The following is an 11,936-nucleotide window of genomic DNA, read 5'->3' as shown; positions in this document are numbered from 1 at the left end:
TGAACCGTAGGGTGGGGCTTTAGCCCACCAAAGCCATTCAACGCCGATGGTGGCTGGCTATTCGATCATTCCCACGCGGAGCGCCCGCTACCGCACCTGAGTCGGACGCAGAGCGTCCTGCAAAATCACTCCCACGCGGAGCGTGAGGAACGATCGATGTGGTGGGCTGAAGCCCACCCTACTCCCCAGAGGCATGAACCGTAGGGTGGGGCTTTAGCCCACCAAAGCCATTCAACGCCGATGGTGGCTGGCTATTCGATCATTCCCACGCTCCGCGTAGGAACCGCTCCGCGCCCGCTACCGCACCTGAGTCGGACGCAGAGCGTCCTGCGAAATTATTCCCATGCGGAGCGTGAGGAACGATCGAGGTGGTGGGCTGAAGCCCACCCTACTCCCCAGGGGCATGAACCGTAGGGTGGGGCTTTAGCCCACCAAAGGCATTCAACGCCGATGGTGGCTGGCTATTCGATCGTTCCCACGCTCCGCGTAGGAACGCAGCCCTGGGCGCTCCGCGCCCGCTACCGCACCTGAGTTGGACGCGGAGCGTCCTGCAAAGGCATTCCCACGCGGAGCGTGAGGAACGATCACTAGTGACTGGCCAGCACCACCCTCGTCCCCTCTTTCGCCTCCGGCGTGGCGCGCGTGCTCATCTTGTCGGCCTGCTTACCCAGGTACCAGCCGAGCACTCCCCATACCAATGCGCAGAGCGCACCCACGGTCGCCACCAGCACCGCACCCTGGCCGAGCATGTCCAGGCCACTCTTCAACCAGCCACTGATTGCGTCACCTGCCCGGTAGACGACCGTGTCGATAAACCCCTTCGCCTTGTACTTGCTCTCGGCATCCAGCGGTGCGAAGAGCATTTCCCGGCCGGGCCTGACGAAGGCGTACTCACCGATGCGCCTGACGACCATCAGCGCTGCCAGCATGGCGAACGTCGGCGCCAGGGCAAGCCCGATAAAGCCAACGCAGACCAATATCGGCACGATCGCCAGCAGCATGCGCACGCCCATTTTCTGCGCGATGCGCCCGGTGATGAACACCTGCGACAGCAAGGCACCGGCCTGCACGACCACATCGATGATGCCGAATACCCGGATCTGCGACTCGCGGTCGGGAAAGCGTTCGGCCACCAGGCGCGCCTGCTCGAAGTACAGAAAGGTCGTCACGGTCGCGAGCAGCACCACGAATCCGGCAATCGCCAGCAGATAAGGTGATTGCAGGACCCGCGTCAGACCACTGAATGGATTCCCCGTCACCGGCTTGCGAGTGCTCTCGGTCGATGCAGCGCCCGGCCTGCCAGCGCCGCCGACTTCCCGCCAGCGCATCAACGGCGCCTTGAGCGCCAGGGCGATGCCGAGCAGTACACCCGCCAGCAGGACCAAGCCGGACTGGCCGACGATGCCGACCAGCAGCGCGCTCATGGCCGGCCCGACCAGGCCGCCGACACTGGCGCCGGCCGCGATGAAGGCGAACAACCGCTTGGCCTGGTGCCCGTCGAACACATCGGCCATCAGGCTCCAGGCCACCGACACCACGAACAGGTTGTAGACCGAGATCCACACGTAGAACACCCGCGCCAGCCAGACGTTGTCGTCACCGAGCTGAAACAGCCCGGCGAATGCCAGCAGGTTCACGCAAAAGAACCCGTAGACCCAATCCACGAAGTGGATACGCGGCACCCGAGAGCTGAGCCAGGCGAACGACGGCACAGCCACCAGCATGACCACAAAGGTGGCGGTGAACAGCCATTGCAGGTTCTCGATACCGGCCATGATGCCCATCGACTCGCGGATGGGCCGCAGCATGAAATAGCCGGAGAGCAGACAGAAAAACAGGGCGAACCCCGCAAGCGCGGGATTCAGTTCGTGGCGTTCGGCGTTGATGGCAGCGCCGAGACGCTGCGTCAGGGTTGCTGAGAGCATGATGACACTCCTGCCACGAGGCTCAACGGTAGCTGACACCGGTCAACCGCTCGGCAACCTGCCACAGACGAGCCGCTGCGTCGATGTCCTTCGCCGCGGCTGGCACGCTGGCCAGGCCAAGCGGCCCGCGCTTCTCCTCTTCGCCGATTGGCCCATAGTAGGCACCGCCCTGCGCGTCTGGCGCGGTGGCCGCGTACAGGGTCGGCAATGCCCCCTGGGCAGCGGAGTGGTAGCGCTCACGATCCTTGGCCCAGTCACGTCCGAAGTCGCTTTCCAGGCCAGGGCCGCGCTTGATCAGCTCGGTTACGGCAACCCCCGGGTGCGCGGCGATGCTCTGGATACCCCACCCCTGCGCCTGGCTGCGGCGCTGCAGCTCGAAAGCCCACATCAGCACGGCCAGCTTGGACTGCGCGTAGGACGCATAGGGGTTGTAGGCCTGCTCGGATTGCAGGTCCTCGAAGTTGATGCTGCCCCGTGCGACCGCGATGCTGGAGAGCGTGATGACCCGAGGCGAGCTGCTCTTGCGCAACAGCGGCAGCACATGGCCGGTCAACGCGAAATGCCCAAGATAGTTGGTGGCCAATTGCAGCTCGAAGCCATCGGCCGACGTGCCACGTTCTGGCGGCGCCATTACCGCGGCGTTGTTGATCAGCCCATCGAGGCGCGGCAAGGTGGCATTGAGGCGTTCGCCCAACGCCTTGACCGACGCCAGGTCAGCCAGGTCGACCGCTTCGAACTGCACCTGGGCACCACGGACTTCCTGCTTGATGCGAGCGATGGTTTCCTTGCCGCGCTGTGGATTGCGTGCGGCAATCACCACCTCGGCACCAGCCGCTGCAAGCGCCTTGGCATCCTCATAACCCATGCCGCTGGTGCCACCGGTGACCAGAAAGATACGCCCGCTCTGCGATGGCATATCCGACAGGCTCCAGTCAGGCTTCGGCTGACTCTGGGCACTGGACACGCCGGATTCCAGCACGCAACTCAGGGCCAGACCGATGGTTGCCAGGCCTTTGCGCCAGGCCGCGCTGGCAGCGTTTGTGGGGTCCATCTGCAGGGTTGTGTCTGTCATGGTTCGATCCTCACGTAGGGAATGATCTGACGGACCGCGGCAAGGCGGCACGTCGACGTGAGGCATTGTTCACCGTTGAATTACCGGTGATAAGCCGCACAAAAATGGACGCTATGTACGCCCATTCGTACAATCCAGTTTTCCTTTCTGGAGTTCGGCCATGCGCCAGCCCAACCTGACGGATGTCGCCCTGTTTGCAGCGGTCGTGGAAGCCGGCGGCTTCCGGGTGGCGGCGCAGAAACGCGGCATGTCGGCGTCATCGATCAGCGATTGCGTGCGCCGGTTGGAGAGCGACTTGGGCGTCAGGTTGCTCAACCGCACCACTCGCAGCGTATTTCCGACGGAAGTCGGTGCTCGCCTGCTGGAGCGGCTGCGCCCTGCCCTCGACGAGATAGGCGCTGCCTTCAGCGACCTCGATAACGATGCGCGACACCCGGTCGGCACGCTGCGCCTCAATGTCCCGGTGCCGATTGCCCGCTTCGTGCTGCCGCAGCTGATCCCCACTTTTCTGGAGCGCTATCCCGGCGTGAGCGTGGAAGTGACGATGGACAACACCTTCATCGACGTGATCGCTGCCGGCTACGACGCGGGAGTGCGCTACGAAGAAAGTGTCGCCAAAGACATGATCGCGGTACCCATCGGGCCTCGTCGGCAGCGCTTCGTGGCAGCCGCATCGCCTGCTTATCTGGAGAAAAACGGTATGCCGCTACATCCCCGCGACCTGCTCGAGCATCGCCTGATCGGCCATCGTTTCGAGAGCGGCAAGCTGGGTGTTTGGGAGTTCGAAAAAGACGGCGCCATCGTGCGCGTACCGCCACAGGGCCCGCTGCTCTCCTCGTCCCAGGATCTTGAAGTGGGTGCCGCCATCGGTGGCGTTGGCCTCATCTACACCTTCGAGGAATACCTCGGCCCACTGTTCGCACAGGGAGCACTGATACCGGTACTGGAGGACTGGTGGCAGGCATTCGATGGCCCCTACCTGTATTACAACGACCGCCGCCACGTGCCCTCGCCGCTCAGAGCATTCGTGGATTTTCTCAAGGCCGAAACAGTTTGATCGCTCCCACGCTCCGCGTGGGAATTCGGCCCTGGGCGCTCCGCGCCCGCCACTGCACCCGGATTGGACGCAGAGCGTCCTACGCAGGCATTCCCACACGGAGCGTGAGGAACGATCGGAGGGTTGAGCGCTTGGATTTGGTGGGCTGAAGCCCACCCTACCCCCAGGGGCATCAACCGTAGGGTGGCGCTTTAGCCCACCAAAGCCATTCAACACCGATGTTGGCTGTAGGTTCAGAACATGCGGTTCAGTGCTTCGGGCTGTGGCCGTTGTGGTGGTGGGCTGAAGCCCACCGTACTCCCAGAGGCATGAACCGTAGGGTGGGGCTTTAGCCCACCAAAGCCATTCAATGCCATGGTGGCTGGAGTTTCAGAGCATGCGGTTCAGTGCTTCGGGCTGTGGGCGCTTTGGGTGGTGGGCTGAAGCCCACCCTACTCCCAGAGGCATCAACCGTAGGGTGGCGCTTTAGCCCACCAAAGCCATTCAACGCCGATGTTGGCTGTAGGTTCAGAACATGCGGTTCAGTGCTTCGGGCTGTGGCCGTTGTGGTGGTGGGCTGAAGCCCACCCTACGGGCTGAGCGTCCTGCGCAGGCATTCCACGCGAAGCGTGAGGAACGATAGGAGCACTGCCGGGCGGCGCAACTCAAGGGCCCCCGACCGGCAAACGCACTACCGCGCAGAGGCCAGTGGGCGGGCGGTTTTCCAGGGTCAGTTCACCACCGTGGGCCTGCACGCACGCACGCGCTATGGCCAGGCCGAGCCCTAGCCCGCTCGCGCCGTTCTCCGCATTCAACTGCACGAACGGCTCGAACACCTGCTCCAGTCGCGCGGGATCAATGCCCGGCCCATGATCGAGGACCTCCAGGCTTATCTCGCCCGTTGCGGTAAGCCCCAAGCTGATCACGGCATCCCCACCATGCTGCAGGGCGTTGTCGATCAGGTTGGTAAGCGCGCGTTTGAGCGCCAACGGTCGGCAACGACAGAAGACCTCGGGCCCGCTCTGCCAACTGACCGGTTGCCCCAAGGTGCGATAACGTCGCGCCAGGTCATCGAGCAGCGCGGTCAACGACAGGCGCACCGTCGGTTCCTGCACGGCATCGTCGCGGATGAAGTCCAGCGTCTCGGCGACCATCGCGCGGAGCTCGTCGAGGCTGTCGAGCAGGTCCTCGCGCAAGGGGCCGTCATCGAGCAGTTCGAGCTGCAAGCGCAGCTCGGTCAAGGGTGTATTGAGGTCGTGGCTCAGCGCTGCGAGCATTCGCGTGCGCCCCTCCACATGGCGAGCCAGGCGCTCCTGCATCAGGTTGAAGGCTCGGCTCAGCTCCTGAGCCTCGCGCGGGCCCGACAGCGACAGGGGGGCGATGCGCTCGCCCCGGCTGATGCGTTCGGTGGCCGCGGCCAGCGTCCTGAACGGGCGCACCACCCGGGCCATGAAAAACAGCAGGATCAACAGAATCGGCACGATGCTCACCGGCAAGGCATATGCCAGCAGGCGGCTCCATTCATAGGCACCGGATGGATGCTGCAGGGCATTGAGGTACCGCCCCGACGGCAGCCTGATACTGCTGCGCAGGCGTAACGGCTCCCAGCCGGCAGGGCTAAGCACGTCTTCGCGCGCGGGCCCGCCGCCGATGCGTTCGAGCTGCATGTGGATCAGGCCTGCTTGGGCCTGCAGCTCCTTGGCCAACTCGGCGGTCAGGCGTAGCTCTTCCGGGTGCATCTCGAAACTGGGGACATCCGCCTCGGCGGCGATCCAGAAGCGCGCCTCGACGCCGCCCATCGATATCAACAGGCGCTCGCCATCGTCCTGATTCAATTCCACGGCCGCGTGGTAAGCGGTACCCAGACGCTCCAGTACCTGGGCACGGGACAGCGGATGCACCAGCGCGCCGGTGCGCTGCAGCAGCAGGACGGCAATGCCGTGGGAAGCCAGAAGCGCGAGGATCAGCAACACCGCCAATTGATGAATCAAACGCTGCGGCCACAGGCGCGCCAGCCACCTCATGAGCGCGTCACCTCCGCGACCAGCATGTAGCCGCCGCCCCATACGGTGCGCAGCAGGTCCTCACAGCCGGCGCTGTCGATCAGTTTGCGGCGCAGGCGGCTGACCTGGCGGTCGATGGTGCGATCGAACACATCGCTGTCCGGGCGAGCCGTCAGGTCGATCAGTCGGGCGCGATCCAGTACCTGGTTCGGATGGTCGAGAAAGACCTGCAGCAAACGCGCTTCCGCCGTGCTCAGACGGGTCGACTGCCCGCTGCTGTCGCTCAGGCTGCCACTGCCGCTGGCGAACGCCAGGCCGGCGAACTGGTAATGGCGCAGCAGCGGCTGCGGCGTCGGTTCGAACAGCGCAGGCTCGGCGCTGAGCGGGCCGCGCCGACGCAGCACGCTGTTGATGCGCGCCACCAGCTCCCGGGGTTCGAAGGGTTTGGTCAGGTAATCATCGGCGCCCAGGTCCAGCCCACGGATGCGGTCGCGGGTGGTATCGCGGGCGGTCAGCAGTATCACCGGCACGCCGTTGCGCCGGTGCAGGCGGCTGCACAGCTCGAAGCCATCGCCGTCCGGCAGCATCACATCCAGCACCACCACGTCGAACCGCTGGGCGTCGAGCAACTGCCACATGCCCTCGGCGCTCTCCGCGGTACGCACGTCGAAGGCGTGCTTGCGCAGATAAACGGCCAGCGGCTCGCGAATCTTGCGATGGTCGTCGACCACCAGAACGCGCGGTGCGGAGAGTGGAGAAGTCGGATTCATGATGGCTCGGGGCAGTCGCAGCCTGAACCAACAGGCCGTCTGTGCGGAGGATTATCATTTGCATGCCGATGATACGCCAGAGCCCGCTGCAACTGCAGCGGCGTCGCGTCGCAGGCTGGCGTATCTGCTTCATTTGATGACGCACGGTTTCGGCCACACGCGCCTCGGCTTATGATGCCGTCCATGATCAAAGACCCGTTTCAACGTCTGAACCTCGACCGCGAGGTGCTCAGCGTCAGCCAGCTCAACAACCGTGCGCGCCTGCTGCTCGAAGATGTCTTCGGCGGCATCTGGGTCGAGGGGGAGATTTCCAACCTCGCACGGCCAGCCTCCGGGCATGTCTACTTCACCCTCAAGGACAGCCAGGCTCAGGTGCGCTGTGCGCTGTTCCGGCAGAACGCCGCACGGGTACGCCAGGCGCTGCGTGATGGTCTGGCGGTCAAGGTGCGCGGCAAGGTCTCGCTGTTCGAGGGCCGTGGCGACTATCAGCTGATTCTCGACGCCGTGGAGCCGGCCGGTGACGGTGCCCTGCGCCTGGCCTTCGAGGCCTTGAAGGAGAAGCTCGGTGCAGAAGGCCTGTTCGCCGCCGAACGCAAGCGCCCTCTGCCGGCTCACCCGCGGCGTATCGGCATCATCAGCTCGCCCACCGGCGCAGTGATCCGCGACATCATCAGCGTGTTTCGTCGCCGTGCTCCGCAGGTCGAACTGAGCCTGATCCCCACCGCCGTACAGGGCCGCGAGGCCACGGCACAGATCGTTCGGGCCTTGAAGCTGGCTGACGCCCAGGGCTTCGATGCGCTGATCCTCGCCCGTGGCGGCGGCTCGCTGGAGGATCTCTGGTGCTTCAACGAAGAAGCCGTGGCACGCGCCGTGGACGCCTGCGTCACGCCCATCGTCAGTGCGGTCGGTCATGAAACCGATGTGTCGATCAGCGATTTCGTCGCCGACGTGCGCGCTCCCACGCCGTCAGCCGCGGCGGAACTGCTGGCGCCCCATAGCGATGACCTGGTGCAGCGGGTCACGGTGCTGCAACGCCGTCTGACCCTGGCCATCAACGGCCGCCTGGCCCGTGAACGCATGCGCCTCGAGGGCCTTACCCGGCGCATGCGCCATCCCGGCGAACGGCTGCGTCAGCAAGCCCAGCGCCTCGACGATCTCGACATGCGTCTGCGCCGTGCCTATACGCATCAGGTCAATCAGCGTGCCCACAAGCTCGCGCAGTTGCAGGCGCGCCTGGCCGGGCAGCATCCGGGACGTCACCTCAAGCTGCTGCGCCAGCGTCTCGACAGCCTCGCCGAACGTCTGCCTAGGGCCATGAAGGAAGGCCTCAAGGCCCGCCGCCTGCTGCTGCAGAGTCAGATGCAGACGCTCCACGTGGTCAGCCCCCTGGCGACCCTCGGACGCGGTTACAGCATCCTGCTCGACGACCGTGGCCAGGCCATCCGCAGCGCTGCCGCCACCCAACCGGGGCAGCGCCTCAAGGCGCGCCTTGGTGAAGGCGAGCTGGACGTACGCGTCGAGGACAATCATGTCGCGCCCGTCACGCTTTCGCTGCTGGACTGAAGATCATGGCCACGCTCGCATCGCCCGCAAGCGGGCTCCTACAGGTTGCCGAAAACTCACGTGGAAGTCCGGGGCGCCTGGCCCTTGAAGGCGATTGGTGGCCGTATCGCGGTTTCGCAGAACGCCCCTCACCCTGAAAGAGCCCCTCTCAAGCCTCGATAAAAAAGGAAAATCAATGCGCTCCCTGCTGTTGCTGCTCACCCTCTGTCTCGCCCTGCCCGCTCACGCCGAAGGCTTCATCAGCCGCCTGCTGAACAAGCCGGTACCGGGTGGCGTCGCCGTGGTCGACCTCGGTGCCTCGGCCAGTGCACCCAGCGCCACCTACCAGGGCAAGCCGGTCTTGGTGGTGCATGAAGATCAGCAGCGCTGGATCGCCATCGTCGGCATTCCGTTGAGCGTCAAACCCGGCACCCAGCAGATCGAAACGGGCGGCCAGCGTCTGAGCTTTCAGGTGGGCAGCAAGACCTACGTCGAGCAGCGCATCACCATCAAGAACCAGCAGCAGGTCAACCCCAACGCCAAGAACCTCGCGCGCATCGAGCGGGAACTGGCCGAGCAGACCCGTGCCTACCAGCAGTTCAGCCCACGGCAACCGAGCAACCTGATGTTCGACAAGCCGGTCAACGGCCCGCTGTCGAGCCCCTTCGGGCTGCGCCGGTTCTTCAATGGCGAGGAGCGCAACCCGCACTCCGGGCTGGACTTCGCCGCCAATCGCGGCACACCGATCAAGGCACCCGCGGCCGGCAAGGTGATTCTGGTGGGCGACTACTTCTTCAACGGCAAGACCGTTTTCGTCGACCACGGCCAGGGCCTGATCAGCATGTTCTGCCACCTGTCGGAGGTCGGCGTGAAGGTCGGCGACGAGCTACCCCGCGGCGGCGTGCTCGGCAAGGTCGGCGCCACCGGACGCGCCACCGGGCCGCACCTGCACTGGAACGTCAGCCTCAACGATGCACGGGTCGATCCGGCGATCTTCATTGGTGCGTTCAAGCCTTAGCCAGCGCCGGGCATTGACGTGTAGAGTGGCGATCACTGGCTGATCGCCCTGAACGCAGCGCTTCATGGATGGCTATCGCCCCCTCACGACCAGGAGCCACGATGATCACCGTCCATCACCTGAACAATTCGCGCTCGCAGCGCATCCTCTGGCTGCTCGAAGAACTGGGCGTGGAGTATCAGATCAAGCGCTACGAGCGCGACTCCAAGACCATGCTGGCCCCGCCGGAGCTGCGCGCCGTGCACCCCTTGGGCAAGTCGCCGGTGGTTACCGACGGCGACCTGACCCTGGCCGAGTCCGGCGCCATCATCGACTACCTGGCCAACCGTCATGGCCCGGCCCTGTTACCGCCAGCAGACAGCCCCGAGCGTCTGCGCTGCAACTACTGGCTGCATTATGCGGAAGGCTCGGCGATGCCGCCTCTGCTGCTCAAGCTGGTATTCGACAAGGTGGAAAACAGCCCCATGCCATTCTTCGTCAAACCCGTCGCCCGCGGCATTGCGCAGAAGGTCAAGAACCTGCTGATCAACCCACAATTGAAACTGCATCTGGACTATCTGGAAGGCGAGCTTGGCAAGAGCACCTGGTTCGCCGGTGAGCAATTCAGCGTGGCCGATATCCAGATGAGCTTTCCACTGGAGGCGGCCACTTCGCGAGGCGGGCTGGATGCCAGCCGCCCTCGGCTGAAGGCTTTCCTCGAACGTATCCATGCCCGCCCCGCCTACCAACGCGCCCTGCAACGAGGCGGAGAATACGCCTACGCCAACTGAGGCACGCCGGTCGGCGGCTCGGGGTAGTGCAGGCAGTCGGAATCAGGGTCGAACCGAACCCGCCTGACCTGGGTGATTGATGGGTGCCGCTTATCATCTGGCAACCCGCGGCATTGCAAAGAACCGCCGCGGGAATGACAATGCGAGGAATTATCAGACTCACTCCTGGCTCTTCATGTCAGCCCTCGACTCACCTCAGCGCACCGTCATCCACACTCTCTACAGCGACCATCATGGTTGGCTGAAGACGTGGTTGCGCGGCCGCCTCGGCAATGCCAGCGATGCCGCGGATTTCGCCCACGATACCTTTGTGCGGGTCATCCAGCGCTGCGACCTGAGCGCCATCGATACGCCCCGCGCGTTTCTGCGTACCGTCGCCCGCGGCCTGGTGATCGATCACTGGCGCCGTGAAGAGCTGCAGCGCGCCTGGCTGGAGAGCATCGCGCACCTTTCGGACGCGGAAGCGCCCTCGCCGGAATCCCGGGAGTTGGTGCTGGAGCTGCTCGAACGCATCGCGTTGATGCTCGACGGCCTCAAACCCCGGGTTCGCACCGCCTTTCTGCTTGCCCAGTGCGAAGGCCTGTCGTACCGGGAAATCGCCGAGCGTCTGGGTGTATCGGTTCGCTCCGTAGAGCGCTATATCGCCGACGCGCTGTATCACTGCTATCTGCTGCGCTATGGCGAAGATGCATGAGCGACCTGACCAACAAGGATGCCGAAGCACGCCGGGTCAAGCAGGCGATCGGCTGGCTGATGCGCCTGCAGCAGGACGACGCCCCCGCGCTGCGTCGCCAGTGCGAGCAGTGGCGACGCGAGGATGCCGGCCACGAACGCGCCTGGCAGCGGGTCAGCGGCATGCATGCCGAGTTGAGCCAGGATCTGCGGACCCTGCCGGCAGGCACCGTCGATACGCTGGAAAACTCGGCCATGCGTCTGCGCCGTCGACAGGCACTCAAGCTGCTGTCGCTGACTGCCGTGGCAGGTGGCAGTGCCTGGCTGGCCAAGGATCTGTCCATCGTCCAGCCGCTACTGGCGGACCAGGCAACCGCCGTGGGCGAACATCGCCACCTGGCCCTCGGCCACGGTGACGAACTCGACCTCAACACCGACACCGCCGTGGATGTACGCCTCGACGACAGACAGCGCCTGATCGTCCTGCGTCAGGGCGAACTGTTCGTCAGCTGCACAGCCAACAGCCAGCGTCCCTTGCGAGTCAGTACCCCGTACGGATCGTTCGAGGCCCAGGCGGGAGCCGAGCCGGCCACCCGCTTCGGCCTGCGCATGCGTGATGGCGGTATCAACCTGCATGTCGAACAGGGTCAGGTCGCGGTGGCCGGGCTGCCCACCTTTCTGGCCACTTCCGGAAATCGTTACCGGGTCGCCGATGGCCGCGCTTCAGCGTTCGAGCGTGACGATATGGACCCCTCCGCCTGGCGCGAGGGGCTGATCATCACCCGCGACATGCGTTTGCAGGATTTTCTCGACGAGGTCGGCCGTTACCGCAACGGTCATCTCGGCTACACCCGCAGCGTTGCCGATCTGCGCCTGTCCGGCGTGTTCCGTCTCGGCGATACGGATGAACTGTTGCGGGTCATGGCGCAGACCCTGCCGATTCGCGTGCAGTACATGACGCGCTGGTGGGTTCGGGTGGAAGCGGCCTGACGCCAGCCACCTCGCATCTGCGTGCAGGCTGAAAAGAGCGTCGTTCTCGCGCTGAAAAAAGTTGGAAAAAACTGTCGGCTTTTCCGACACGGTTCGGCAAGGAATCAGAACCATTCCTATTCATAGCCGTTCCGTCGA

At 64.5% G+C, this 11,936-nt stretch carries 10 protein-coding genes; 6 read left to right on the top strand and 4 right to left on the bottom strand.

Translation table 11 applies throughout. The annotated features are described in order from the left end of the window. Positions 1-587: 587 nt before the first annotated feature. Both ACT9T4_RS22770 and ACT9T4_RS22765 read right to left on the bottom strand, forming a co-directional pair. Positions 588-1,925, bottom strand: coding sequence for an NTP/NDP exchange transporter (locus ACT9T4_RS22770; protein ID WP_499119076.1), 1,338 nt, complete (start codon positions 1,923-1,925; stop codon positions 588-590). A gap of 22 nt (positions 1,926-1,947) precedes the next feature. Continuing rightward, positions 1,948-2,976 carry an SDR family oxidoreductase gene (locus ACT9T4_RS22765; protein WP_499119081.1) on the bottom strand — a complete coding sequence of 343 codons (1,029 nt, stop codon included), beginning with the start codon at positions 2,974-2,976 and terminating at the stop codon, positions 1,948-1,950. Positions 2,977-3,157: 181 nt separating this feature from the next. On the opposite strand from ACT9T4_RS22765, the gene ACT9T4_RS22760 reads away from it, so the two are divergent. After that, positions 3,158-4,054 carry a LysR family transcriptional regulator gene (locus ACT9T4_RS22760; protein ID WP_042551939.1) on the top strand — a complete coding sequence of 299 codons (897 nt, stop codon included), beginning with the start codon at positions 3,158-3,160 and terminating at the stop codon, positions 4,052-4,054. A 644-nt stretch (positions 4,055-4,698) separates the two neighbouring features. Here ACT9T4_RS22760 and ACT9T4_RS22755 read toward each other — a convergent pair. Beyond that, positions 4,699-6,024, bottom strand: a complete 1,326-nt coding sequence (locus ACT9T4_RS22755) for an ATP-binding protein (protein ID WP_499119079.1) — start codon at positions 6,022-6,024, stop codon at positions 4,699-4,701. A gap of 29 nt (positions 6,025-6,053) precedes the next feature. After that, the gene (locus ACT9T4_RS22750; RefSeq protein ID WP_042551941.1) at positions 6,054-6,806 is read right to left on the bottom strand and encodes a response regulator transcription factor; all 753 of its coding nucleotides are present in this window, start codon (positions 6,804-6,806) and stop codon (positions 6,054-6,056) included. Positions 6,807-6,989: 183 nt separating this feature from the next. Between ACT9T4_RS22750 and xseA the strand changes: the two genes are divergently transcribed. From xseA to ACT9T4_RS22725, 5 genes are all read left to right on the top strand, one after another. Continuing rightward, complete coding sequence (gene xseA / locus ACT9T4_RS22745; protein WP_042552067.1) at positions 6,990-8,369, top strand: exodeoxyribonuclease VII large subunit; 1,380 nt, start codon at positions 6,990-6,992, stop codon at positions 8,367-8,369. 175 nt (positions 8,370-8,544) lie between these two features. Beyond that, on the top strand, positions 8,545-9,366 hold the full coding sequence (locus tag ACT9T4_RS22740; RefSeq protein WP_499119074.1) for a peptidoglycan DD-metalloendopeptidase family protein: 822 nt from the start codon (positions 8,545-8,547) through the stop codon (positions 9,364-9,366). A gap of 101 nt (positions 9,367-9,467) precedes the next feature. Next, positions 9,468-10,136 (top strand): glutathione S-transferase, encoded by a 669-nt coding sequence (locus ACT9T4_RS22735; RefSeq protein WP_179538762.1) that lies wholly within the window; start codon positions 9,468-9,470, stop codon positions 10,134-10,136. Between the two features lie 175 nt (positions 10,137-10,311). Next, positions 10,312-10,830: a sigma-70 family RNA polymerase sigma factor gene (locus tag ACT9T4_RS22730; protein WP_042551944.1), complete on the top strand. Its 519-nt coding sequence runs from the start codon at positions 10,312-10,314 to the stop codon at positions 10,828-10,830. Continuing rightward, the gene (locus tag ACT9T4_RS22725) at positions 10,827-11,798 is read left to right on the top strand and encodes a FecR domain-containing protein (protein ID WP_499119071.1); all 972 of its coding nucleotides are present in this window, start codon (positions 10,827-10,829) and stop codon (positions 11,796-11,798) included. Before ACT9T4_RS22730 ends, ACT9T4_RS22725 begins: the two co-directional genes overlap by 4 nt. The last annotated feature ends 138 nt before the right edge of the window (positions 11,799-11,936 follow it).

This window comes from Pseudomonas sp. SZ40, from assembly GCF_052958135.1.
Note: the sequence above shows the minus strand (reverse complement) of the source record. Positions and strands in the feature narration are given on the sequence as shown.